This window comes from Allorhizobium undicola ORS 992 = ATCC 700741 (genome assembly GCF_000621665.1).
Classification (GTDB): Bacteria; Pseudomonadota; Alphaproteobacteria; order Rhizobiales; family Rhizobiaceae; genus Allorhizobium; species Allorhizobium undicola.
Genome location: NZ_JHXQ01000004.1, coordinates 70206 through 94776 on the forward strand (window position 1 = coordinate 70206; position 24571 = coordinate 94776).

The window sequence follows — 24571 nt, forward strand, 5'->3', positions numbered from 1 at the left end:
CGCTCAGGCGCCGAGGACGATATTGGCGGCGCTTTCCTTAAGCTCCACGCCGAAGGCGCGCTGATATTGCTCCGCCACCAGCGTCCGCTCCAGCTCATCGCATTTGTTGAGGAAGGTGGTACGGAAGGAGAAGGCGACGTCGCCGAAGATCTCGGCATTTTCCGCCCAGGTGATCACGGTGCGCGGGCTCATGACGGTGGAAAGATCGCCATTGATGAAGGCAGAGCGCGTAAGATCGGCAAGCCGCACCATCTTGTTGACCGTATCGCGGCCCTCAGGAGTGGCGTTGAAGCTCTTCACCTTGGCCAGCACAATGTCCACTTCCTTTTCATGCGGCAGGTAATTCAGCGTGGTGACGATCGACCAGCGGTCCATCTGCGCCTGGTTGATCTGCTGGGTGCCGTGATAAAGCCCCGTCGTATCGCCAAGGCCGACCGTATTGGCGGTGGCAAACAGGCGGAAGGCAGGGTGCGGGCGAATGACCCGGCTCTGGTCGAGAAGTGTCAGGCGGCCGGAGCTTTCCAGCACGCGCTGGATCACGAACATCACATCCGGGCGGCCGGCATCGTATTCATCGAAGACCAGCGCCACATTGTGCTGATAGGCCCAGGGCAGAATGCCGTCCTTGAACTCGGTGATCTGCTTGCCATCCTTGAGAACGATGGCATCCTTGCCGACGAGATCGATACGGCTGACATGGCTATCGAGGTTGACGCGCACGCATGGCCAGTTCAGCCGGGCAGCGACCTGCTCGATATGGGTGGATTTGCCGGTTCCGTGAAAGCCCGACACCATGACACGGCGGTTATGCGCAAAACCGGCCAGAATGGCCAGCGTCGTTTCCCGGTCGAACAGATAGTCGGGATCGAGGTCGGGCACATAGGGGTCGGCCTTGGAATAGGCCGGAACGCGCAGGTCGGTATCGATGCCAAAAACCTCACGCACCGAAACGGTCGTATCCGGCAAATTGGCAATATCCAGATCAATCTTGCTCATACTATCTCCAGGCCGGACGGCAAAGACCGGCGCATCTTGCATTGTCTGGCACGCCCCCGCGCACCGACTTCATTCAAACAAACGCCCGAAATCGAACTTCGTGCGCAACCGCAAACATCGATTACGATCTTGCAACGCAAACAGATCCAAAATCAAGGAAGCAAAGCGCTGCATGTGGCGGGATTTCATCATCAGGGCTTAGCAAAAACCCGACTGCTTTAACAACTGATAGGCCTGCACGACAGCGCGAAAACGTTCTTCCGAGCCGCGATCGCCGCCATTGGCATCGGGATGATGTTTTTTGACGAGTTCCTTGTAGCGTGTCTTGATGTCTTCCCCGCTGGCAGAACCGGTCAGCCCCAGCGTGTCGAAGGCCTTGGCCTCCAGCGTCTTCAGCTTGCGCTGCGGCTCCACCCGCGCTGCCCCCCCGTGCCCCTGATTGACGAAGCCGAAGGGATCCTTGACGCGGGAATGGCCCGTGGCCGCCCCCGAACGCAGCGTGGAATGCAGCGGCGCATTCTTGGCGTCGCGGTTCACCCCCACCGTCCAGGTCGGGCGGTGGCCGGTAATGGCTTCCTTCTGGTAGCGGGCGATCTCGCTATCCGAGAGGCCGGAGAAATAATTATAGCCCTTGTTGTAGTCCTTCACATGCTCGAAGCAAAACAGAAAGAACTGCCCCTCGGCATTGCGGCCCACGGGTGCGCGATGCACGCCCGGCTTGTCGCATCCGTCCCATTGACAGGTGGCGACAGGCTTGGCCTGCTCTTCCGCGCGCTTGCGGCGGGTGCGGATCTTGTCGAAATATTTTGAGTCGAGTTTCATTCCGCAATTATGGGGCTCAGCCCCTCTCACAACAAGAATTGACAAATCGGAATGTTCTTGCCTTTTTGAGGGCTTTTTCCAACCCACCGAAAAAGGCCTTCCCATGTCCCTGCGTCAGAGCATTGAAGCCAAGCTGACGGCCGCCTTTGAGCCGGACCGTCTTTTTGTCATCGATGAAAGCCACCTTCATGCAGGCCATCAGCCCGACATGACCGGCACCGGCGAAACCCATATGCGCATTCGCATCGTTTCCGCGCATTTTTCCGGCATGGGAAGGCTGGCCCGCCACAGGGCCATCAACACCTTGCTGCAACCGGAGCTGGACGCTGGCCTTCATGCACTGGCACTGGAACCGGCGGCACCGGGAGAAGCGGTGCGCTGGTAAACGCCCTCAGGCCAGCTTTTCGGTGAGGAAGGACAGGACTTCCGAAGGCGGCACATCATCCGCCACGAAGGATTGACCAATACCGTGGGTGAGAATGAAGGTGAGCTTGCCGGCCTTGACCTTCTTGTCCTGTCCCATGGCATCGAGCAGGATTTCCGCCGGAGGAATCTCGCCGGGAATCTGCGAAATGCGGGTAGGAAGCCCCACCTCACGCAAATGTGCTTCCACCCGCTTGCCATCATCGGGGCTTGCGAGGTTGAGGCGGGCGGAAAATTCATGCGCCAGAACCATGCCGATGGCGACACCTTCGCCATGCACGAGACGGGAACTGTCGTAACGGGTCACGGCCTCCAGAGCATGGCCGAAGGTGTGGCCGAGATTGAGGAGCGCGCGACGGCCATTTTCGCGTTCATCGGCCACCACCACATCCGCCTTGGCCTGGCAGGAGCGGGCAATGGCCTCGGTCCTTGCCGCACCACCGGCGAAAACCTCGCGCCAGTTGCCTTCGAGCCAGGCGAAGAAATCCGGCTGGTCGATCAGGCCATATTTGGCCACCTCGGCATAACCGGCGCGAAACTCCCGCTCGCTCAGGCTGTTCAGCACGCCGGTATCGGCCAGCACGAGATCGGGCTGGTTGAAGATACCGACGAGGTTCTTGCCCTGCCTTGCATTGATGCCGGTCTTGCCGCCAACGGAGGAATCCACCTGCGACAGAAGCGAGGTCGGGATCTGCACGAAGCGCACGCCCCGCCGCACGATGCCCGCGGCAAAGCCGGTCAGGTCGCCGATCACCCCGCCGCCCAGCGCAATCACGGTATCGTTGCGCTCGATGCGCGCCTCCAGCAGCACGTCGCAGACCTTTTGCAAATGATCGAAGCTCTTGGTCTTCTCGCCCGCCGGAAGCGTCAGCGAAATCGCCTCGATGCCATCTGCCTGGAGACTGTCCATCAATTCTTCGAGATAGAGCGGCCCGACATTCTCGTCCGTGACAATGGCGGCCTTGCGGCCCTTGATGCGGGTGGAAATCTCGCCACCGGCGCGACCAATCAGGCCGGAGCCGATCAGAATATCATAGGCGCGCTCGCCCAGCGGCACGTGAATGACGCGCTCGGCATTTTGCTGGTTCTCAGCCATGGCTTTTCCTGCTTTCACTCAGATAGGCAATCACCGCTTCCAGAACTTCCGCTGAAATGACTTCCTTGCGCACATCGCGCGACAAGATCGTCAGGTCGGCCCGTTCATAAATGGGGTAACGATCCTGCATCAGCTTCTCCAGCGTCTGCTTCGGATTTTCGGTTTTCAGCAAAGGGCGGTGGTCACGCTTGTTCACCCGCTCCCACAACACGTCGAGATCGGCCTTCAACCAGATCGAAATGCCGCCGCGCTCGATCTGGCGGCGCGTCTTGTCGTTGATGAAGGCGCCGCCGCCGGTGGACAGGATCTTCGGACCGCCGCGCAGAACCCGTTTGATGACCCGCGTTTCAAGGGCGCGAAACTCCGTTTCGCCATAGGTGGCGAAAAGCTCGCTGATCGACATGCGCGAAACGCGCTCGATTTCCGTGTCGCTATCCACGAAGGGCAGGCCGAGCTGGTGGGCCACCATGCGGCCTATGGCCGATTTTCCAGCCCCCATCAGCCCCACGAACACCAGGTTCCGGCGGCCAAGAACGGCGCGTGTTCGCTCTGCAAGCGTGAGAGCAAGGGGGGAGCTTGAATCTGTCATCCGCTTTTTCGTAACTGTTTTGCAACCCTATTGACAAATGCTGGTTCAACGTCAAGCCATCGCCGCAAATGGCCGCGATAAAGACTGTTGTTTACCCGCTTTTCCCGAACCATGGACCCTTGATGCCAAGCCTCCTGCGCCTTCTTTTCATGCTCATGGTGATCGCGGGTGTCTTTTACGTCGCCATGTGGGCGCTGGTGATCTTTGTGGAACCGAAAGCGCGTGACATAAGCGTGAAAATTCCGGCCGCCCCGATTGCCCGGCCCGCCAGCCCCTGAGACCGCGCCCCATGGATCTGAGTGCCGCCCGCATAGAGGCCTTTCTGGAAATGATGAGCGCCGAACGCGGCGCGGCCACCAATACGCTTGCCTCCTATCAGGGCGATCTCGACGATCTCTGCGCCTTTCTGAAGGAGCGGGCAACGACGGCCATGCAGGCGTCCTCGGCGGATCTTTCCGCCTGGCTGGCCGGTCTTGCCGCGCGCGGCTATGAAAGCTCCTCGCAGGCACGGCGGCTTTCCGCCGCCCGGCAATTCTATCGTTTCCTTTATAATGAGGGCCTGCGCGGCGACGATCCGACCGCCATTCTCGATCGCCCGAAAAAGGCCCGTACCCTGCCGAAAACACTCTCGGTGGCCGAGGTGGACAGGCTTTTGACCCTTGCGCGTGAGGAAGCCGATCTCGACGGGCCAGACCGGGTAAAGCGGTTGCGGATGCACGCCCTGATGGAGCTGATCTATGCCACCGGAATGCGCGTGAGCGAGCTTGTCTCCCTGCCTGCCAATGTCTTGCGGCAGGAAGGCCGCTTCCTGATCATCAAGGGTAAAGGCAACAAGGAGCGCCTTGTCCCGCTTTCGCGTCCCGCCATTGCCGCCCTTGCCCGCTATGGTGCGGAGAGGGGCACGGAAAAGGCGGGACAATCCGGCAAGGGTGAGGGATTTCTCTTTCCCTCCACCGGCGCCGACGGTTTTTTGCCGCGGCAGGTGTTTGCGCGCGAGCTGAAGGATCTGGCCATCCGCGCCGGCCTGAACCCGGATGCGATTTCGCCCCATGTGCTGCGGCACGCCTTTGCTAGCCACCTGCTGGAAAACGGCGCCGACCTCAGGGTTCTTCAGGAATTATTGGGTCATAGCGACATTTCCACCACGCAAATCTATACCCATGTGCTGGCCGAAAGGCTTCAGACGCTGGTTCAAACGCATCACCCTCTTGCCAAATATGGGAAAAACCACGATTAGAAGCCCGGCCAAGCCGGATTATAAAGGCGGAAGCCAAAATTGGCGTCCGTCGGGAAACAGTGGTAGGACCATGGCAAGACATTGCGACCATGACCTTTCCACGCTGAACAAGACGATCTCGACGCCCCTGGAAGAACGATCGGAACGGACCTGATGATCAATTATCTGGACTTCGAAAAGCCCATCTCCGACCTCGAAGGCAAGATTCACGAGTTGAAGAAGCTGAAGAGCGAAGACGAAAGCATCGACACCTCGGAAGAGATCGGTCGTCTGGAAACCCGCGTCCGCGAGGCGATGGAAGAGATTTATGCCAAGCTGACGCCCTGGCAGAAGACGCAGGTTGCCCGCCATCCCCAGCGCCCGCATTTCGTGGATTATGCCGCCGCCCTTTTTACAGAGTTCACGCCTCTGGCCGGCGACCGGAAATTTTCCGAGGATGCCGCCATTCAGGCTGGTCTTGCCCGCTTCAGGGGCCAGCCCGTGGCCGTGATCGGCCAGGAAAAGGGCAATGACACCAAAAGCCGCATCAAGCACAATTTTGGCAGCCCGCGGCCGGAAGGCTACCGCAAGGCCGTGCGCGTCATGGAAATGGCCGACCGTTTTGGCCTGCCGGTGATTTCGCTCGTCGATACGGCAGGCGCCTATCCCGGCGTAGGTGCGGAAGAACGCGGACAGGCGGAAGCCATCGCCCGTTCCACGGAAATGTGCCTCAACATCAAGGTGCCGCTGATTTCCATCGTCATTGGCGAGGGCGGATCGGGCGGCGCCATTGCCATTGCCACCGGCAACCGCGTTTTCATGCTGGAACATGCCATCTATTCGGTGATTTCGCCGGAAGGTGCCGCCTCCATCCTCTGGCGCGATTCCACCCGCGCCAAGGAGGCCGCCGCCAACATGAAGATCACCGCCGAAGACCTGAAGGCTCTGGGCGTGATCGACACCATCATCCCTGAGCCGGTGGGCGGCGCGCATCGCAATCCCGATGCCGTCATCACCAAGGCAGGCGAAGTGATCGCAGCCGCGCTTCAGGATCTTTCCAGCCAGACCGGCGAACAGCTGCGCAATGCGCGCCGCCAGAAATTCCTGGAGATCGGCCGCAATCTGTAATGCCAGGAGGCATTGGAATGACAGGTCAGGCCGAGGCTGCCCTCCGCAGCTTCGGGCCTTCTGCCCCAAAATGCGGCGGCAAACGCGGATGCTGAGAGATTTCTCGAAAATCAGCGTTCAAATGTTCGGCATGATTTGCTAGATTAATTAGCGGACCTCGTGCATTCAAAGCATGTCGCGCAAAAGTGTGCAGCGGTTTTGCGATAACGACATGCGACAAAACAATGACCTAGAGCATTTTCAGGAAAAGTGGAAACCGGTTTTCCGTCTGAAAATGCGTAAAAACAAATAGTTAGAGCGGTTCAATGTTTCCGTGAAACAATGAACCGCTCTAAAGCGTCAGGAGCGAACCTGAAAGATCGCGACACGCTTTAGATTTCGTAAACCATATACTGCCAAGGTGTTGCTCGGCCTTGCCGTAGCCCACATTCGGCAGCACCTTGCATGGCAATCACAAGCCCCAAGGAGCCGGAGCGAACCGTCGAGCTTGAACATGCCAGCTTCCAGAATGACCCTACCCAAAGCTGCCCTTCTGCTTGCTACCGCCGCCCTGCTCGGCGGCTGCAACGACACGCTTGACAGCGTCACCGAAAAGAAGCTTCCCGACAATGTGTCCAACAAGGTCGAGCAGCCGCTGCCGGACTCCATTCTGCAAAGCATGAAAGCGAAAGGCATGGAGCGGAATTCGCCTATCGCCATTCGAATTTTCAAGGAAGAAGGCGTTCTGGAAATCTGGAAGGCGAAAACGGACGGACGCTTCGACAAGATCGCCGATTACCAGATCTGCGCCTGGTCGGGCCGTCTCGGTCCAAAGGTCAAGGAAGGCGACCGTCAGGCTCCCGAAGGTTTCTACAATCTTACGCCCGCCAATCTGAACCCGGCTTCGAAATATTATCTGGCCATCAACACCGGCTTTCCCAACCGTTTTGATGCGGCCAACGGCCGTACCGGCACCAATCTGATGATCCATGGCGCCTGTTCGTCATCGGGTTGCTATTCAATGACGGATGCGCAGATTCTGGAAATCTACGCCTTTGCCCGTGACGCCTTTCGCGGCGGCCAGCAGACCGTGCAGCTTCAGGCCTTTCCCTTCCGCATGAGCGCCGAAAACATGGCGCGCCATCGCTATAGCCCGCATTACAGCTTCTGGCAGATGCTGAAGGACGGCTATGACCAGTTTGAGATCACCAAGCGCCCGCCAGAGGTTGGCGTTTGCGACCGGAAATATGTCTTCAATCAGCAGGTCGAGGGCGGCAAGGGCCTGAACCCGAACGCCTCATGCCCGCCCATGACGACGCCTCCGCAGCTTTCCGTAGCCTTGGCCTCCTATAATGCCGCCTATCAGCGGGATTATGCCAAAGCCATGAAGAAATTCGAGGACAAGGTCTGGTACGATCCAACCGAAGCCGAGCGCAAGGCACTCGTGGCCAACCAGCTGAAAAGCCACGATCTCGCCTTTGCGCCCACAGGGTCGGCATTGAAGGCTGGCAAGCTCCTGAAGATTTCAGAGGTTGCGGACCCGGCAAACCCCGTTCCCGGCAGCAAGCAATCCACCATGCCGGTTCTCTTCGCCTCCACCGAGACCGCCACGAAGGGTGGCCGCGTGGTGGGGCCGGAAACCACCGGCACGACAGCAGCGCCCCAATCCGTGGCAGCGCTCGCTCCGGCACCGACAGATGCCGGTCTGGCTTCGGCAACGGTTGCCCTGCCCGCCACCGGCCCCATGCCGCTTGCCAATCCGCTCAGCCCGCCGCCGCAAACCAGCATGGCTTCGCTGGATACGCCAACGGAACCTGCCGCAAAGCCCTTCTGGAAATTCTGGGCCACCCGCTGATGGACAAAGGTCCGGCGGAGGCTGACCAAACGGGTCAAAGCCACAGCGCCCCAACCCCGCCGGTGCTGGACCTGCGAGGGCTGAAATGTCCCTTGCCGGCGCTGAAAACCCGAAAGCGGCTCAAAGCCATGGCAGAGGGCCAGGAGCTGCTGGTGGAAACCACGGACCCCATGGCGGTGATCGACATTCCCCATATGTGCCGCGAAGACGGACACGTAATGGTCAATGTGCAGCCGACAGCCACAGGACACCGTTTCCTGATCGTCAAAGGCAGCGATGTTTAGAACATGTCGCACAAAAGTGTGAAACCGCTTTCCTGAAAATGCTCTAGAGCGGTTCATTGTTTCACGGAAACATTGAGCCGCTCTAACTATTTGTTTTTACGCATTTTCAAAGGGAAAACCGGCGTCCACTTTTCCTGAAAATGCTCTAGAACCTCACCCCCGGCACCGCGAGGGGGTTATCCTCCAGCGCCTGACGATCGGGCCGGTCTATGGCCACCTTGCCGGTAAAAGCATCGAAAAGATCGCGGATATAGGCCTCCTCCAACCCGTCCACGATCATCACCAGACGGCTCGACCGATCGGCCCCTTGCGGCCATGCGGGCAGGCGGACGGGCGGATGAAAGATGGTCTGCACGCCATGAAGGATCAGCGGCCGCTCGGGATTGTCCCGCAGGCAGACCACGGCCTTCATCCGCAAAAGCTTCTCGCCATGGGCAGAACGAAGAAGATCGATGAACATGTCCAGCGCCGCCGGATCGACCGGCTTGTCATGCAGAATGGAAAATGACCGGATGCTCGCCCCATGCCGCGTCACATCGTGGTGATGATGGGACCGGGGCTCATCATGGGTGTGATGGTGATGGTGATGGCAGTCAGGCCCATGGTGATGGTCATGGTCATGGTGATGTTCGTGCGAGCCGCCCTCTTCCAGCAGCCAGCGGGCAACGTCTGGCGTCTTGCTGCGGGGATCGTAAAGACCATTGTCCAGCAAGCCGGCAATCGCCATCTCGGACTGATCGGCATCCACACGCGGCGCACGCGGGTTGAGCGCGACAAGCTTCTCCTGCAATGCGCCAGTTTCCTCCTTGCCTGCCAAAGAAAGCTTGGTCAGCACCAGCCGGTCGGCCACCGCGACCTGCCGGACGGCTTCCTGATAGTTTTCAAGCGTGGCCAAACCGTTGACGGCATCCACCACCGTCACCACGCCCTCAAGCTGGAATGACTGGGCAAGCACCGGATTGCCGATAACCGACTGCATGACCGGCGCGGGATCGGCAAGACCCGTGGTTTCGATCACCACGCGCGAAAGCGGCTTGATGCGGCCTGTCTGCATCCGGTCCATCAGTTCGGCAAGCGTATCCACCAGATCGCCGCGTACGGTGCAGCACAGACAGCCATCGGCCAGTTCCACGATGGAATCATTGGAGCTTTCCACCAGAAGATGATCGATCCCCACCTCGCCGAATTCATTGATGATGACGGCGGCATCCCGCATGGCGGGATCTTTCAGCAGGCGATTGAGCAGGGTGGATTTGCCCGCACCCAGAAAGCCGGTGAGAATGGAAACGCGCACACGCTCTGCCGGATTTACCATGATCTTGCCTTTCGCGTGAAATGGTCAGGCCCTTGCCTTGAGGCAAGGAGCCGAAGCTGCGCACCGGTCAGAGGTCCGGGCGCGGCGCGGGAACGGGAACATTGGTCAACGCGCTCTGGTCGGCCGCCTTGGGCGGGTCCGGCGGCTCCGTACCGGGAATGATGCCGGCGAAAACCGCATTGGGCGGCGCCGTCAGCTCGTGAATATAGGGTGACGTCAAGCGCATACGGCCGTTTTCATCGCGCGTTTCGCTGCGGGCCTTGCGCGCTTCGGTGGAACACATTTGAGCGCTGACATCATTGACGTCATTGAGACCATCAACCGTATCCGGCTTGAGGCCATCAAGCCTTTCGCCGCGAAGCTGGCCGGTGGCGAAATATTTCTCCAGCAGATTGGCTGAAATATCCGCACGCTCCGCCAGACTGTCCGCCCCCAGCACCACGGAAAGCAGCGTGCGCCCGTTGCGCGTGGCGGAGGTGATCTGATTGAAGCCGGAGGCGCAGATATAGCCCGTCTTCATGCCATCCGCGCCATCGAAACGGCCGATCAACATGTTGACATTGGGATAGATCTTCTTGCCGGTATCGATGGCTTCGATCTTGAAATAATTGGCATATTCCGGAAATTCCCGGCGAATTGCAACCGCCAGCACAGCCAGATCGCGGGCGTTGGAATATTGCCCCTGCGCCGGCAGGCCATTGGGATTGACGAAATGGGTGGAGGTCATGCCAAGACGCTGGGCTTGCGCATTCATCTCCGCCACGAAATTCGCCTGTGTTCCCCCCACGGTTTCGGCAACAGCCATGGCCATGTCGTTGGCGGATTTCACCAGCGTCATTTTCAAGGCGTCATCCATCGTCACCTTGGATCCGGGCTTGAAGAACATCTTGCTGGGTGATTGCGAGGCGGCAAGCTGGCTGAGCGTCACCACTGTATCCGGCTTGACCCGCCCGCTTCGCAGCGCCTGAAACGTGACATAGGCCGTCATCAGCTTGGTGAGCGAGGCAGGATACCATTTCTTGAAGCTTTCGCGATGCTCCAGAACCGTCATGGTATTCACGTCCACCACCAGCACCGGATTGGCAAGCGCAGGGGCGGCGACCGAAAGAGCAGCCGCGAAACAAATCGCGCTCCTGAAACAGCTCGACAGCAGGGACACGGATTTCTCCTCAAGAAACGTTTGGCCTCGCAACCGGCGGGCTAATGGCATATATGTCGAAGCAATGACAAAGGGCCAAGGTCCAGTCAATCGGAACGAGTAGATTTAAGTGCCGGAAAGCCCTTCCGGTCAAACGCATGTGATCGGGATTACCCATGCCTATTTTGAACCGCGCCGCAGAACTTGAGGATGAAGTCAGGGCCTGGCGCCGCCACCTGCACGAAAATCCGGAAATTCTTTACGAGGTTCACGAGACGGCAGCCTTCGTAACCGGGAAGCTGAAACAATTCGGCGTGGACGAGGTTGTCGGTGGCCTTGGCCAGACGGGCGTGGTGGGCATTATCCATGGGCGCGGGCAAGGCAATCGTGTGATCGGCCTGCGCGCCGACATGGACGCCCTGCCGCTGACCGAAATCTCGCAAAAGCCCTGGGCCTCCAGGCAGGCAGGAAAAATGCACGCCTGCGGCCATGACGGCCATACGGCCATGCTGCTGGGCGCGGCGAAATATCTGGCCGAGACTCGAAACTTCAACGGCAGCGTGGCCGTGATCTTCCAGCCTGCCGAAGAAGGCGGCCAGGGCGCGCTCGCCATGGTGGAAGACGGATTGATGGACCGCTTCGGCATTTGCGAGGTCTACGGGATGCACAACATGCCCGGTATGCCGCTCGGCACCTTCGCCATCCGCAAGGGTGGCATCATGGCGGCACCGGACAAATTCGTGATCACCATCAAGGGACGCGGCAGCCATGCCGCCGAACCCCACAAGGCCATCGATCCCATCGCCATCGGCGCACAGATCGTGCAGGGCCTGCAAATTATTGCCGCCCGCAATGCAAATCCGGTGCGCTCGGTGGTGGTGTCCGTCACGCAGTTCCATGCAGGCACGACCCACAACATCATTCCGGAGGAGGCCGTGCTGACCGGCACGGTGCGCACCCATGATGAAGCCGTGCAGGATCTGGCCGAACAGCGGCTGCGGGAGATCGCCACCGGCATTGCCGCAAGCCACGGCGCAACGGCCGAGGTGGAATATGAGCGCCCCTGCCCCGTTACCGTCAATCACGCATCGGAAACCGACCACGCCGCCCGCGCGGCGCGCGACATCGTCGGCGATGCCAATGTCAACGCCGATGTCGATCCCTCCATGGCGGGCGAGGATTTTGCCTTCATGCTCAAATCCCGTCCCGGCGCCTATATCATGATCGGCAACGGTCAGACCGCAGGCCTGCATAATCCCGCCTATGACTTCAACGATGAAGCCCTTGTTTACGGCATGTCCTACTGGATCAGGCTGGCCGAGCAGAGATTGGCGGATTGAGCAAAAAAGCTTGGCTTGCGGCCAAGGGTTTTGTATGGAGACAGGAATGGTCCCGTAGCTCAGCAGGATAGAGCATCAGATTCCTAATCTGAGGGTCACGCGTTCGAATCGCGTCGGGATCACCATTTCATCAGACACGTTGGAAAAAGTCGGACAAACGAAGAAAAATCACATCCTGCCTCTAAATTTTCACAGGCTCTTGAGATGTGTCCTCTAGATTTCCATGAAATCTGCAAGGCAATTTCCTTTATGGGGCGGGCGGCCAACAGCCTCCTCATCCCGCAGCTTCACGGCATGGTGCGTGTCATCAAATCCACGGCCATTGCGCATGAAGCCCGTAAAGGCGGCTATTGGGTAACGGTTGCGCGAAGAACCGCGCAGAGCGGAGTGTAAAGGTGAGCTTGCGAAACGCAAAGAACGACCAGACGGCAATCTCAGCTTCGCCGCGACGGGCTTTTTCCGACCGTAATGCCCTGGTGGGGCCAACCTCTGCGGCGCGCTGGCTGCTGGTGGCGGTCTTGCTGGCAGGCGCTTATTTTTTCTATGGCTTTATCGTTCCGGTGCTGGCGGCCATGGTCATCGGCTTTGCCAGCTGGCCCCTTTACCGGCGCCTCCAGTCGGCGGTGGGCGGCAACAGCACCATTGGCGCCACGATTGCCATCTTTCTGGTCGTATCCTTCATCGTCGTGCCGATCTTTCTGGCTGGCGCCTACGCAGTCGATGAAATCAAGACGTGGAGCGTGTGGGCGCTCAAGGCCAACGAAACAGGTGCGCCAACCCCCGTCTGGCTGCTTCAGGTTCCCTTTGCAGGCGAATGGCTGGCCGAGCATTGGGCCCGCTATGTCGGCCATCCCGGCGCGCTGGGGGAATTGGTCCAGCTCATCAGCGGCGCCAATATCGGCACCATTTACCGGGGGGTTCTGGTCATCGGCTCCTCCGCCTTCCACGGCCTGCTGACCCTGCTTTTCATGCTGATTTCACTGTTTTTCGTCTATCGCGATGGCGAGCGAATCGTTCGGCAACTCGATGTCGTGGGCGAGCGCATTTTGCCGGGGCGCTGGGGGCGGGTTTCACGGCTGGTACCGCTGACCATCAGCTCCACAGTCACCGGCATGGGTGTCATTGCCGTGGGCGAGGGCATTGTTCTCGGTATCGCCTACTGGATCGCCGGTGTCCCCTCGCCTGTGACGCTTGGCATCATGACCGGCTTCATGGCGCTCATTCCAGGCGGCGCTCCGCTCTCCTTCACGCTGGTCTCGATCTATCTGGTCGCCAGTGGCTCCATGGTCGCCGGCATCGGCCTGCTGCTTTGGGGAACGGTGGAACTTTTCATCGTGGACAAGACCCTCCGCCCCCGCCTCGTCGGCGGCCCGATCAAGCTGCCCTTCCTGCCAACCTTCTTTGGCCTCGTTGGCGGGGTGAAGACCATGGGCTTCCTGGGATTGTTCGTTGGCCCGGTGCTGATGGCCATTCTGGTCGCCATCTGGCGTGAGTGGCTGCATGAAGCGCAGGAAACACCCGCACAGACCCCGGCACCGGCCGATTACACGGATCGCTGAACGATAGCTGTCTTCTCGTCCCTGCCCCTCGGGGGAGCAGTGGAAACGGTTCAGTTGATATAGCCAAGGCGAATGGCCTTGGCGATGGCCTGAATGCGGTTGACCGAATCCAGCTTGATCGTTGCCGAACCGAGATAGGCATTGACCGTATGGACGGATAGCCCGAGATTCTCGGCGATTTCTTCGCTGATACGCCCGTCTCCGGCCAGTTGCAAGCAGGCGATCTCACGGTCACTCAGGGCTTCGGAAGGCGTCACCCTGCGCTCGCTCTGAGAAAGCACGTCCAGCATCAGCTTGCAGCAGCGGTTATGCATGTCAATGATGGTGGAACTGGCAAGATCGACTGACGTATTGAAACCGAAGACCACATAACCATTGCCGACCGCGCCAAGCCGCACGGGAAAGGCAAGCCCTGCAAAACCCAGATTTCCCGCCGGCAGCCGGGTGACGAATGCACCGAATGAACTGCTATCGCAGATGATGCTGTTCTCGCGGCCATTCCAGAGCAGCGGCAGAAGAAACTCGTCAATATGCTTGAGCAGCAACTCGCCGTAGCACGCAACGAAGGCATCGCTCTGACCGCCATGCCCGCCAGCACCCCAGCTTTCATACTCGCAATGCAGCTTTCGCTTGCGCGGCAGACCTGAGCCAACCATGCGGAAAATCGCAAAGCTGCGGGCGCCAAGGCTCTTCTGCATGGCCATCAACTTCGGGAAAACGTCATTCGGCCCCGTGGTCAAACGTCCACGGATGTCGCCGGAAGCAGCACCGGTTCGTCCAACAGGCATGTCAGGATTGAAGGCCATGGAACTCTCTTAAACAAGATTGTTGCGAACCGCATAGGCAATGGCTTCAGACCGGGTCTTGGTTGCCGTTTTGCGCATGACGCTGGTGATGTAATTATTGATGGTATTGCGGGAAATGCCCAGAATCGTGGCTATTTCGTCGCTGGTCTTCCCCTCGGCGATCCAGAAGAGGCATTCCAGCTCACGTTCCGTCAGTTCGAAATCGCGGTCGGCCTTCTGGTCGCGGCCGGTGGACAGGCTCACACAATAGGCAGCAAGCAACCCCACCTCCCGCAAGCGGTCGGGAGAAATGATGAAGCCTTCCGGCAAGAGCATGACAAGCGCAAAGCGCGTGCGCCCCACATTGAACATGACCCAGCAATATTGCCGGCTGGAGCCTTCCGGCACATCCAGCTCATCCGGCAAAAGCACGAATTTCGCCTGAAGCAGGGAAAGGCATTTTTCAAGCTCTGTGGTGCGCGAGCAGGCCGAAGAAAGCTCGCAGGCAAGGCCCCGGACCAGATCGAAAGGCCAATCGGCCGTCACCACGAAATCCAGGCCCTGCTCCTGAATGAGGTCGTAGCGCGCCAGCAAAAAATAGGAGGCACCGGCATAGTTCGTCAGAATGCGCATGGCGGATCTGAGATTTCCCAGAGACGCCGAGGCCGACAGCTGCGCAATCATATGATCGCGACGAATATCGCCTTCCGTTGGCTCGACCATGTCGAGTACGTGCAAATCATGACCAACTCCCGATTCAAGGAGTTCAACGCCCATAATCTTCCCCCTTCAAGGGACGAAACGGCCATTCCTTTCTTGAAAACAGCTGCGGAAGCCGCCCATTCCGCAGTTACCCGTTGGCTCGAGCCCTTCGAATCAACTTGATTTATTTTAGATGAATGAGCGACGAATTCTATATGGTTGGAGCCTCAAGCTGTTGCAATTTAGCATCATTCACAAAGAAGCCTGCGACCTTTTTGCGGTGCGCAGGCTTCCTGGGGTCATTTGGTCAGCAAATCGTCAAGCGGCTTTGTCTACAGCCCATTTCCGGAGGATCTTCGCAGCCCGCTCCTCGGAGATCTCCACCATACGCGCCAGGCGACGTTCTGGACCTTCCTTGACACGGCGATTGAATCCGCCATTCGGGTCGTTGTCGAGGGCCAGAACATCGTCGGCGCTGTCAAATCCGAAGTCCGCGCCGAAGCCGTCCATCAGCGCGCCACCGCCCGCATCCAGCCCCGGCGAGAAGTCGGGCAGTTCAAGACCTGCCACGCCTTCGGCGCCACCTTCCGCGGTTGCCACGCCGCCACCGCCCATGGAGCGGACCATCGGACGGATGCCCATCCAGACGATGAGGAAGGCAACGGCCACGAAGGCAAGCGAGTTGATGATACCCGCCAGGTTGCGGCTCAGCATGTCCATGACGCCGGGGCCGGTCGAGGCTTCATCAAGAAGCTGGTTTTCCATGAAGTCCATGGCCGTCAGCGTCACGACGTCACCGCGCTTGTTGTCTATGCCAGCGGCAGACGTCACGATCTTCTGCATTTCAGCCAGATAGGCGTCGATCTTGGCCTGATCCACCGGCTCGCCAACCATGGTGGCAAGACGCTGCTTGTTCACGACGACGGCAACCGAGAGCTTCTCCAGCTTGTAGCCGTTTTTCACGGTGGCAATGGTCTTGCTGTTGATTTCGTAGTTGGTCTGCTCTTCCTTCTTGTCCTGCTGGTCGGAAGATTGCGGACCGGCACCACCGGATTGAGGCGCGGCCTGCGGAATGTTCTGTTCCACAGTGGCTGCGGTGTCGGACTGGCGCTGTTCAGACTTCTGCGCTTCCTTGGTGGTGCGAACCGAGCGCTCGACCTTGGATTCAGGATCATAGGTGGTTTCCTGGATCTGCTGCTGGTCGGTATTCAACTGCGCGGTCACGCTGGAGCGGAAGTTATCCATGCCGAGGAATGGCGCAAGCGCCTTGTCGATATTGGATTCCACTTCCTGCTGGAACGTCTGCACGGCCGTAAGATTGCGATTGGCCGCACCGCCCGTTTCATCACCGGAGGCAAGAAGCTGACCGGTTGAATCGAGGATCGTCACGTCCTCCACATCCAGGCCCGGCACGGCAGAGGCCACCAGATGGCGAATGGAGGCCGCCGACTTGCGGCCCGTTGCGCTGCTGGCGCGAATCATCACCGAGGCGCTGGGCTTTTGCTCGCCACGCCGGAAATTGCCGACATCCGGCATGACGATGTGAACGCGGGCTGCGGCAATGCCGCTGATCTGCTGGATGGTCCGGCCAATCTCCCCTTCAAGCGCCCGCACGCGGGTTACTTCCTGCATGAAGGATGTCAGGCCCAGCGAGCCGACATTGTCGAACAGTTCGTAACCTGCATTGGTGCTGTTGGGCAGGCCATGCTCGGCCAGCAAGAGCCGGGCCTTGCTGGTCATGCCAGCCTGCACCTGAATGCTCTTGCCATCCGTCCCGGTCTGGAAACCAATGCCGGCTTCGGCCAGCGCGATGCTGATCTGATTGACGTCATTGGCTTCGAGACCGACATAAAGCGTCTCATAGGCTGGTTTGTTGACGAAATAGGCCGCACCGATCACCAGCGCCATGGAAACAATGCCCACGCCGCCAAGGGCCCAGAGTTTTGCAGGCCCCAAGGTCGATAAATTCTTGAAGACTTGGAGGATTTGATTGAACAGATTCATTCTGTCTAGCACCGTCGAACGAGGAGGTTACGGCTTTTGCCCTGCCGCCACCCTAGCCAGCGAAACTTGCGCGAACGTTTCCTCCTCAAGCGGCCGGGCGGTTGTGGAAAAGCAAGTGCAGCACGTCGCGGCTACTGCATAATTCCTTAAATCGGAATCGAGTTAAGGTTAAAATCATGCAGCAGTTTTAAAGTGTTACAGCGTCCTTTGTGCGTTTGATAAAACGCACCGCGCTGTAATGCGCCCGGCACAGGAAAGCTGGAAAACAAAAAAGCATTTCTGCCAATCAAAGCAGAAATGCCTTCCGGATATTTCGACGGTATGTCTGTCACGCTATTCATCGCACCTGGGGCAGGGTGCGAGGATGCTTTGCGAAGGGGCCGTTCATCTGGCGTCCGGTCCCCGGAAAGCGTCTGGTTCTCACGCAAGCTCGAAACCGGTCGCCGTCCCTGTTTCATTCATGGCATCGAGGCAAGTCCGATGACCGGCTTTGCCGCAGCCAGATTAAAAGAAGTCGAAATCTCCGGAGGCCTTGTTGATCGGCTGAGAGTGTCCATGCCGCAGGCCATCACCAAGCGCCCGCTGCATTTCGGCAAGTTTCACCAGGCTGAGCGCGGTCGTCATGTCCACGGTCCAGCCCTCCGGCACATCCGCCGTGATCGTATCGATAAATTCGGCCAGGCCACGGGCCTTTTGCACGGCAAGGTCGATACCCTGCAATACTTTCAACGCCTCGGTGGATTCCAAAATCTTCGGTCCGCCGATCTCGAGAATTTGCGGCTCGATGCGTTCAATGAGATAGGCGACATCGTGCAATTCCGTCACGACACGCATTAAAATTTGAGGCAGGGATTCACCCGTGCCCGTGATCTCCGGTGATTGCTGCATCTGTCGCACGTGTCCCCAATTAGAAGAATTCGATAGAGTTTTCGACCGGCTTGGCCGCGGGTGCTGGCCTCTGCTGCTCCATGGCCACCGTCTTCTGCGTTTCGGCGCCCGTGAGCGGATATTGTCTGGCCCGTCCGCTGACCGGCCAGAATTCGAGCTTTCGCCCATGTTCACCGCCGACGGAGGAACCAACAACCTTGATCCCTTCATCGCGGAGGAACTGCATGGCAAAAGCAGCATTCTGCTCGCCCACATTCGAGAAGGTGGCGATGGTTTTCGCACCGCCAAAAATCTTCGCTTCAAGCCGATCGCGTCTTGCCCCCTGTTTTAGCAAGCCGTTGATCAACAATTCCATCAGATGCACGCCATATCGCGTGGCATCGCCACCGCCCATGCCGGGCGATGCTGATCCGGGCAGGAGGAAATGATTCATGCCCCCGACTCCCGCAACCGGATCCCGCAAGCATGCGGCCACGCAGGAGCCCAGAATGGTTGACAGCACCACATTCGGGTCGCTGATAACCTTGTATTCCCCTTGAATAATATGGACCCTGCGAGCCGCAGCTTCTTGGTTCATTTTAATGCTCCGAACACAGCTTCGATGGCCGCCTTCATCTTTTCGATGGTGAACGGCTTGGCCAGAACGTTATTGGCGCCCAATTGCGCCGCCTTCTGCACCAGCGCCCGGTCTCCCTGGGCGGTGAGAATGATGAAAGCCGCCTTCTTGGTCGCAGGGTTGCTGCGCACCGCCTGCAAAAGACCAAGACCGTCCATCTTCGGCATGTTGAAATCCGAGATCACCAGATGATGCGGCTGCTGGGCCATGATCTTCATGCCCTGCTCGCCATCACCGGCAGCGGTAATCTGCTTGAAGCCGAGCTGTGTGAGAGCATCACTGAGCAGCAATCGACTTGTTACCTGATCGTCCACGATGAGGACTTTAATTTTTTCAGCTATCGACATTATTGTTAACCTTCTTTCCGTGCGGCCGTAAGTTTGAGAATTTCTTCGCCGATCGATCCAAGCGGCAATTGATGCTCGACTGCGCCCAGTTCATGGGCGACCCGAGGCATTCCGTAGACCACACAGGTCTTTTCGTTCTGCCCGATGGTCCGTGCGCCTGCACTTCGCATCTTGAGCAATCCGGCCGCTCCATCGCGCCCCATACCCGTGAGTATGACGCCGACGGCATTGCGGCCAGCCAGTTCCGCCACCGAGTCGAACAGCACATCCACCGAAGGCCGATGTCCGTTCACAGGTGACTGCTCCACCAGGCGGCAGCTCGGTGCTGAGGGATTGACCACCTGAAGGTGACGCTCCCCGCCCGGTGCGAGATAGATTTTGCCGATCTCCAGCCGAGCCCCATCCGTTGCCTCCTGGACAACCGGCGCGCAAAGCCGGTTCAACCGCTCCGCGAAGCTCTTGGTGAAGGTCGGCGGCATGTGCTGCGTAATGACCGTGGGCGGACAATTACGCGGAAACTTTTGCAGCACCGTAATCAACGCTTCGACACCACCGGTTGACGAGCCGATCGCAACGATCTTGCGGCCCACGCGGAAATCGGTGGACGGCGCAATAGCGGGCGCCGCCGGCTGCGAGGCGTGCCGGCGAAGCTGCGAACGGGCAGCCGCCTTGACCTTTTCTGCCAGATCGCCGAAGGGACGCGGCTCGCCCGGCATCGGTTTTCCCACGCAGTCGAAAGCACCGATCTCCAGCGCCGCAAGCGTCGCCTCGGCGCCGCGATGGGTCATGGTCGAAACCATGATGACGGGCATCGGGCGCAGCCGCATGATCTTTTCAAGAAATTCCAGACCGTTCATGTCCGGCATTTCGATATCGAGCGTCACGACGTCCGGGTTGAGCTGCTTGATGGCGGCACGCGCCTCCATGGCATCCTTCGCCTGACCGATGACATTGACTTCCGGGTCGGAATTCAAGACAGCCGTGATCAGGCCCCGCATGGTGGGGCTGTCATCGACAACAAGAACGCGAGCGGGTAAGTTCATGCCCTGCGCCCTCCAAATTTTCCAGTATATTTATAGGTTGTAATGGCAGTGTTATCGAAGAGATTTTTCGCCTCGCCAGACACCCGCTCCGAATGACCAATATAAAGATGGCCACCTTCAGCCAGAAGCCCGGAGAAGCGCGACCAGATTTTCATCTGGGTCGGCTCATCGAAGTATATCACCACGTTACGGCAGAATATCACATCGAACGGGCCTTTTACCGGCCATTGCGACATAAGGTTCAGCTCGTTGAAGGTGATGAGTTTCTTGACCCGGTCATCGACCTGGAATTTGCGCCGGCCATTGATGTCCACCTCCCGAAACCACTGCTTGCGCATGGCCGGATTGACCGTTTCCAGCGAGTTTTCGTCATAGGCGCCAGCGCGCGCCAAGGCCAGGATCTTCGGATCTATATCCGTCGCCAGAATGCGGAAGTCGTAATCGGCAACATTCTGCATCATCGACAGAACGGTGAGCGCAATCGAATAAGGCTCCTGTCCGTCGGAGCAGGCAGCAGACCAGATGCGCACGCGCCCGCCTGCCTTGGCACGATTGAGCAGGCCAGGCAGGACCTCCGCCTTCAAATGTTCGAAGTGGTGATTTTCACGAAAGAAGCGCGTGAAATTCGTTGTCAGGTGCGAAAGCATCTCGCGCCGTGCCGCCGAGCCCTCGGCAGAGGCGACAAGCTGGCAATATTCCCTAAAGCCGCTCAGCCCCAGGGACCGAATATGCTTGGAGAGGCGCGAATACACGAGCGACGCTTTCGAATCGTTCAGCGCAATACCTGCATCGGCATAGATCATTGCAGCGATTTCGCTGAGGTCGCGGCGGGTCAGCGGATATTCACCACTGGCCATGACCTCATCGTCCGACTGCCGGCTATGCGCAGAAAAGCTGTTGATCATGCGGCTTCGCTTTCGCTTTCATTAATCAGGGCTGCCAGTTCGATCAGGCAGATCATGCGCTTGTCGATTGCCAATATGCCACGGGCATACTGCCGCTCGAGATCGGAGGAGACTTCCGGAGTGGGCTGAATATCCTCATCCGTCACGGTAAGAATATCCGACACCGCATCGACCAGCAGGCCAACCACCTTGGAGTGAACCTGCGCCACGATGATAACGTGGCGCGGGGTCGGTTCGGCGGGCTTCATGCCCAGACGGGTTGCCAGATCCATGATCGGCAAAACCACCCCGCGCAGGTTGATGACGCCCATCACGTAATGCGGAGAATGCGGCAAAGGCGTCACGGGTGTCCATCCGCGGATTTCCCGGACCGACATGATGTTTACGCAAAACTCCTGTTCACCGATGCGGAACGCGATAAGCTCGCGGCTGCCCTGAACGAGATTTTTGACCGCATACGACATACACTTACCCTGCGACGGCTAACGACATTTCCTGCTTTAGAGACTGACCGCGCGAAGCGGCGACGACGGCATCCACGTCCAGAATGAGCGCGACGCGGCCATCGCCAAGAATGGTTGCAGCCGCAATGCCCGGAACATGGGTGTAGTTGGCTTCCAGCGACTTGATGACCACCTGGCGCTGACCCTGGATGGCATCGACCATGAGAGCGCGCTGACCGCCGCCCTCCGATTCCACCAGCAGCGCCACACCGTCCATCGGATTGGCCTGGCTGGAGCGGAAGTTCAGGATCCGGCCGACATCGACCAGCGGGCAGAAGCTGTTGCGGATGGAAATCAGGCGCTGGTTGGCACCGAAGGAATGGATGTTCTGCGCTTCCGGCTGAAGTGTTTCCACGATGGCCGTCAACGGAACGACCAGCGTCTGACCGGCCACCGTTACCACCATGCCATCGAGAACGGCCAGTGTCAGCGGCAGGCTCATGGTGAAGGTGGAGCCCTGCCCCGGACGCGAGCTGATCGAGATACGGCCGCCAAGAGCCTGGATCGAACGCTTCACCACGTCCATGCCAACGCCGCGGCCGGAAATGTCGGAGATCTTGTCGGCTGTCGAGAAGCCCGGCATGAAGATCAGGTTGTCGATTTCCTCATCCGAAAGATTTGCGTCCGCCGGAATGAGATCGTTGTCGATTGCCTTCTGGCGCACCTTCTCGCGGTTGATGCCCGCGCCGTCATCCACCAGTTCGATAACGATACGGCCCGAGCGATGCTTTGCCGTCAGCTTGACGGTGCCTTCCGGGTTCTTGCCGGCTGCGCTGCGCTTTTCGGGCGTTTCGATGCCGTGGTCCACGGCATTACGGATCATGTGCGTGAGCGGCTCGGCAAGCTTGTCGATAACCGTCTTGTCCACTTCGGTGTTTTCACCTTCCGTCACCAGACGGATCGACTTGCCGACCATGTCGGCCACTTCGCGGACGATACGGGACATGCGCTGGAAGACCGGCTTGACCGGCTGCGCACGAATGGCCATCACCGAATCCTGGATCTCGCGGGTAAGCTGTTGCAGCTCTTCCAGACCCATGTTGATCGATGAGGTACCGTTATTGTCGTTCTCGATCACGCTTTGCGACAGCATCGCCTGGTTGATGACAAGCTCACCCACAAGGTTGATGAGGCGATCAACGCGGTCGAGATCGACGCGGATTGTCTGAACGGCCTGCGAGGCCTGATTTTGCGCTGCGGCAGCGGCTGCGGCGGCAGCGGCGGCGGCGGGAGATTCCTTCTTTTCCTTGGAGGCAGCCGCGGCCGCCATGTTGACGACCTTGGAGGCCGTCTCGGCAGCTTCCACGGCATCGGACACGATCGAATCGCCGCCATCGGAAGCGCCATCGTCCTCGCCATCGTCAAGGATCGAAAGGTCGAAGGGCACCGGCACCATCGGCAGCTCTTCACCGCCGGCGCTTGCCTCTTCCTGCTCCTTCACCTCGAGGTCGCAATCCCATTCAGCGAATTCGAAAACGGTGCGGACACCCTCCTCGCCTTTTTCGCTCTTGATCGAAATCGTCCAGTAGAAATAGGCCTCTTCCGGGTCGAGATTATCGAGATTGGGCAGGTTGTCGGTGTTGCAGTTCAGGCTCATCTCGCCGATGCGGGAAAGATCGCGCAGCAGCAAGGCGGCATCATTGCCCTTCGAATAGAGTTCCCGCCGCGGCTTGAAGACAACCTCAAGCGTGGGAGCCACAATAACAGGCTCCTCGTCGGAAAATGCGTCGAAGGAGAAGGGAATGGGCTGGAAGCCGCTGTCGTCGGTTGGCGGCGGCGCGGCAGCTGCTTCCGCCTTGGGTGCAGCCTTGGCGGGCTTTGCTGCTGCCGGCTTGGGCGCGGCGGCTGTAGCCGAAGGAGCTGGCGTTTCGCCATTGGCCAGAGCCTCGAGCTCCTTGACGAGGCCACTGGAGCGGGACGCATCGACGCTGCCGCCATCGCGGGCGGCATTGGTCAGATCCGCCAGCACGTCGGCAGAGCGGAGCATGACCTTGAGAACGTCCTGCGTGGGTTCCAGCTTGTTGGAGCGGACACAGTCGAGCGTTGTCTCGAAGACGTGTGCGAAGGATACGAGATCATCGAGACCGAATGCGCCCGCGCCACCCTTGATGGAATGAACTGCTCTGAAAACGGCGTTGACCGTTTCTGGATCGCGATCCCCATCATTCATTTTCAGAAGACCGGATTCCAGTTCCGCGAGCTGCTCCTCGCATTCCTGGAAGAAGATCTCTTTGATTTCGTTCATATCCATCGCGGGAAACCCTGCTTTAAGCGGTTACACGTTCGATTGCGTCGATCAGCTTGGTCGGATCGAAGGGCTTGACGATCCATCCGGTTGCGCCGGCCTGACGCGCACGGTTCTTCTTTTCCGCGTCGCTTTCCGTGGTCAGCACGAGAATGGGAACCGCGCGATATTTCTCATTCTTGCGAACGCCTTCGATGAAGCCGAAGCCATCGAGACGCGGCATGTTGATGTCGGTGACGATCACGTCCGGATTGCATTCCTCCAGGACTTCCAGCCCTTCGACGCCATCCTCAGCCTGAATCGTCTCAAACCCTGCATTGTTCAGGGTGACGAGGAGCATGTTCCGGATGGTCCGGGAATCATCCACCGTCAGTACTTTTTTCTTCATTGCCCAATCTCCTTCGCGATCAGTCGATCGTTGTTCAAGCCCAAGAGCTGCAGGGTTTTCGAAAAGGCATCAGAGGCCTTGGTGATGGAGAAGGGATGCTTGTCCTCTTCCCAGGTCTTTGCGCCGGACAAAAGCACCTGGGCGCATAATGCGCCCATGCGTTCCACACCGGATGCATCGATTTCAACTGCGCCGCCCCTCAGTCCGAGAAGCTTGTCCTTCAGTGCGGAAGCTTCGTTCAAGTCCAGAACCGAAGGAAGCTTCAGCTCCTTCGATGCACCCTTTTTGCCAGCCATCGCTCGTTCCTTAAAGTTGTCGTTACTCTACCCCTTACCGCCACTCGGTTAAGAACCCGTCTTTGAGGCCCTATGCGGCGATAAATTGCAGCAGCCGAATCCCGTTGTA

General features: G+C 58.9%; 28 protein-coding genes and 1 tRNA gene. 10 read left to right on the plus strand and 19 right to left on the minus strand.

The annotated features are described in order from the left end of the window. Positions 1-3: 3 nt before the first annotated feature. Together cobS and T424_RS0105935 are read right to left on the minus strand one after the other, a co-directional pair. Complete coding sequence (gene cobS, locus T424_RS0105930) at positions 4-996, minus strand: cobaltochelatase subunit CobS (RefSeq protein WP_027486910.1); 993 nt, start codon at positions 994-996, stop codon at positions 4-6. Positions 997-1194: 198 nt separating this feature from the next. Next, positions 1195-1818 carry a J domain-containing protein gene (locus tag T424_RS0105935; RefSeq protein ID WP_027486911.1) on the minus strand — a complete coding sequence of 208 codons (624 nt, stop codon included), beginning with the start codon at positions 1816-1818 and terminating at the stop codon, positions 1195-1197. Between the two features lie 103 nt (positions 1819-1921). Between T424_RS0105935 and T424_RS0105940 the strand changes: the two genes are divergently transcribed. Continuing rightward, positions 1922-2203, plus strand: a complete 282-nt coding sequence (locus T424_RS0105940) for a BolA family protein (protein ID WP_027486912.1) — start codon at positions 1922-1924, stop codon at positions 2201-2203. A gap of 6 nt (positions 2204-2209) precedes the next feature. On the opposite strand, the gene aroB is transcribed toward T424_RS0105940, so the two are convergent. Both aroB and T424_RS0105950 read right to left on the minus strand, forming a co-directional pair. After that, on the minus strand, positions 2210-3337 hold the full coding sequence (gene aroB, locus T424_RS0105945) for a 3-dehydroquinate synthase (protein WP_027486913.1): 1128 nt from the start codon (positions 3335-3337) through the stop codon (positions 2210-2212). Beyond that, complete coding sequence (locus T424_RS0105950; protein WP_027486914.1) at positions 3330-3926, minus strand: shikimate kinase; 597 nt, start codon at positions 3924-3926, stop codon at positions 3330-3332. The genes aroB and T424_RS0105950 overlap by 8 nt, the downstream gene beginning before the upstream one ends. A 122-nt stretch (positions 3927-4048) precedes the next feature. On the opposite strand from T424_RS0105950, the gene T424_RS22835 reads away from it, so the two are divergent. The 5 genes from T424_RS22835 to T424_RS0105975 all read left to right on the plus strand — a co-directional run bounded on the left by T424_RS22835 (position 4049) and on the right by T424_RS0105975 (position 8388). Then, complete coding sequence (locus tag T424_RS22835) at positions 4049-4204, plus strand: hypothetical protein (RefSeq protein ID WP_027486915.1); 156 nt, start codon at positions 4049-4051, stop codon at positions 4202-4204. An 11-nt stretch (positions 4205-4215) separates the two neighbouring features. After that, positions 4216-5163: a site-specific tyrosine recombinase XerD gene (locus tag T424_RS0105960; RefSeq protein ID WP_037066775.1), complete on the plus strand. Its 948-nt coding sequence runs from the start codon at positions 4216-4218 to the stop codon at positions 5161-5163. 153 nt (positions 5164-5316) lie between these two features. Next, the gene (locus tag T424_RS0105965) at positions 5317-6270 is read left to right on the plus strand and encodes an acetyl-CoA carboxylase carboxyltransferase subunit alpha (RefSeq protein ID WP_027486917.1); all 954 of its coding nucleotides are present in this window, start codon (positions 5317-5319) and stop codon (positions 6268-6270) included. Positions 6271-6778: 508 nt separating this feature from the next. After that, positions 6779-8104 (plus strand): L,D-transpeptidase family protein, encoded by a 1326-nt coding sequence (locus T424_RS0105970; protein ID WP_027486918.1) that lies wholly within the window; start codon positions 6779-6781, stop codon positions 8102-8104. Further along, the gene (locus tag T424_RS0105975; RefSeq protein ID WP_051558818.1) at positions 8104-8388 is read left to right on the plus strand and encodes a sulfurtransferase TusA family protein; all 285 of its coding nucleotides are present in this window, start codon (positions 8104-8106) and stop codon (positions 8386-8388) included. The genes T424_RS0105970 and T424_RS0105975 overlap by 1 nt, the downstream gene beginning before the upstream one ends. Positions 8389-8533: 145 nt before the next feature. Here the strand turns inward: T424_RS0105975 and T424_RS0105980 are convergent, their stop codons facing one another. Beyond that, complete coding sequence (locus tag T424_RS0105980) at positions 8534-9703, minus strand: CobW family GTP-binding protein (protein WP_027486920.1); 1170 nt, start codon at positions 9701-9703, stop codon at positions 8534-8536. Between the two features lie 67 nt (positions 9704-9770). Beyond that, positions 9771-10862, minus strand: a complete 1092-nt coding sequence (locus T424_RS0105985; RefSeq protein WP_037066778.1) for a D-alanyl-D-alanine carboxypeptidase family protein — start codon at positions 10860-10862, stop codon at positions 9771-9773. Between the two features lie 155 nt (positions 10863-11017). Between T424_RS0105985 and T424_RS0105990 the strand changes: the two genes are divergently transcribed. The 4 genes from T424_RS0105990 (at position 11018) to T424_RS20315 (ending at position 13740) form a co-directional block, all read left to right on the plus strand. Beyond that, positions 11018-12181: a M20 aminoacylase family protein gene (locus T424_RS0105990; protein WP_027486922.1), complete on the plus strand. Its 1164-nt coding sequence runs from the start codon at positions 11018-11020 to the stop codon at positions 12179-12181. 48 nt (positions 12182-12229) lie between these two features. Then, positions 12230-12306, plus strand: a tRNA-Arg gene (locus tag T424_RS0105995). A 79-nt stretch (positions 12307-12385) separates the two neighbouring features. Next, positions 12386-12574, plus strand: coding sequence for a hypothetical protein (locus T424_RS22440; RefSeq protein ID WP_154664819.1), 189 nt, complete (start codon positions 12386-12388; stop codon positions 12572-12574). A gap of 38 nt (positions 12575-12612) precedes the next feature. After that, positions 12613-13740, plus strand: coding sequence for an AI-2E family transporter (locus T424_RS20315; protein WP_051558834.1), 1128 nt, complete (start codon positions 12613-12615; stop codon positions 13738-13740). 50 nt (positions 13741-13790) lie between these two features. On the opposite strand, the gene visR is transcribed toward T424_RS20315, so the two are convergent. The 13 genes from visR to T424_RS0106065 all read right to left on the minus strand — a co-directional run bounded on the left by visR (position 13791) and on the right by T424_RS0106065 (position 24462). Further along, positions 13791-14546, minus strand: coding sequence for a transcriptional regulator VisR (visR, locus tag T424_RS0106010; RefSeq protein ID WP_027486923.1), 756 nt, complete (start codon positions 14544-14546; stop codon positions 13791-13793). A 9-nt stretch (positions 14547-14555) separates the two neighbouring features. Then, complete coding sequence (gene visN, locus T424_RS0106015; protein WP_407921384.1) at positions 14556-15248, minus strand: transcriptional regulator VisN; 693 nt, start codon at positions 15246-15248, stop codon at positions 14556-14558. 297 nt (positions 15249-15545) lie between these two features. After that, positions 15546-17231, minus strand: coding sequence for a flagellar basal-body MS-ring/collar protein FliF (gene fliF, locus T424_RS0106020; RefSeq protein ID WP_027486925.1), 1686 nt, complete (start codon positions 17229-17231; stop codon positions 15546-15548). 146 nt (positions 17232-17377) lie between these two features. Further along, complete coding sequence (locus tag T424_RS22445) at positions 17378-17659, minus strand: hypothetical protein (protein WP_154664820.1); 282 nt, start codon at positions 17657-17659, stop codon at positions 17378-17380. A 76-nt stretch (positions 17660-17735) separates the two neighbouring features. Next, positions 17736-18119: a chemotaxis protein CheT gene (cheT, locus tag T424_RS0106025; protein WP_027486926.1), complete on the minus strand. Its 384-nt coding sequence runs from the start codon at positions 18117-18119 to the stop codon at positions 17736-17738. Positions 18120-18138: 19 nt separating this feature from the next. Next, complete coding sequence (gene cheD / locus T424_RS0106030) at positions 18139-18696, minus strand: chemoreceptor glutamine deamidase CheD (RefSeq protein ID WP_027486927.1); 558 nt, start codon at positions 18694-18696, stop codon at positions 18139-18141. Then, positions 18693-19082 (minus strand): response regulator, encoded by a 390-nt coding sequence (locus T424_RS0106035; protein ID WP_027486928.1) that lies wholly within the window; start codon positions 19080-19082, stop codon positions 18693-18695. Before T424_RS0106035 ends, cheD begins: the two co-directional genes overlap by 4 nt. Before the next feature lie 5 nt (positions 19083-19087). Further along, complete coding sequence (cheB, locus tag T424_RS0106040) at positions 19088-20125, minus strand: protein-glutamate O-methylesterase CheB (protein WP_027486929.1); 1038 nt, start codon at positions 20123-20125, stop codon at positions 19088-19090. Continuing rightward, positions 20122-21030 carry a protein-glutamate O-methyltransferase CheR gene (gene cheR / locus T424_RS0106045; RefSeq protein ID WP_027486930.1) on the minus strand — a complete coding sequence of 303 codons (909 nt, stop codon included), beginning with the start codon at positions 21028-21030 and terminating at the stop codon, positions 20122-20124. The genes cheB and cheR overlap by 4 nt, the downstream gene beginning before the upstream one ends. Then, positions 21027-21494, minus strand: a complete 468-nt coding sequence (locus tag T424_RS0106050) for a chemotaxis protein CheW (protein ID WP_027486931.1) — start codon at positions 21492-21494, stop codon at positions 21027-21029. The genes cheR and T424_RS0106050 overlap by 4 nt, the downstream gene beginning before the upstream one ends. A gap of 4 nt (positions 21495-21498) precedes the next feature. Continuing rightward, positions 21499-23784 carry a chemotaxis protein CheA gene (locus T424_RS0106055; RefSeq protein WP_027486932.1) on the minus strand — a complete coding sequence of 762 codons (2286 nt, stop codon included), beginning with the start codon at positions 23782-23784 and terminating at the stop codon, positions 21499-21501. A 16-nt stretch (positions 23785-23800) separates the two neighbouring features. Beyond that, on the minus strand, positions 23801-24166 hold the full coding sequence (cheY1, locus tag T424_RS0106060) for a chemotaxis response regulator CheY1 (protein WP_027486933.1): 366 nt from the start codon (positions 24164-24166) through the stop codon (positions 23801-23803). Further along, the gene (locus T424_RS0106065; protein ID WP_027486934.1) at positions 24163-24462 is read right to left on the minus strand and encodes an STAS domain-containing protein; all 300 of its coding nucleotides are present in this window, start codon (positions 24460-24462) and stop codon (positions 24163-24165) included. Before T424_RS0106065 ends, cheY1 begins: the two co-directional genes overlap by 4 nt. Positions 24463-24571: the final 109 nt, after the last annotated feature.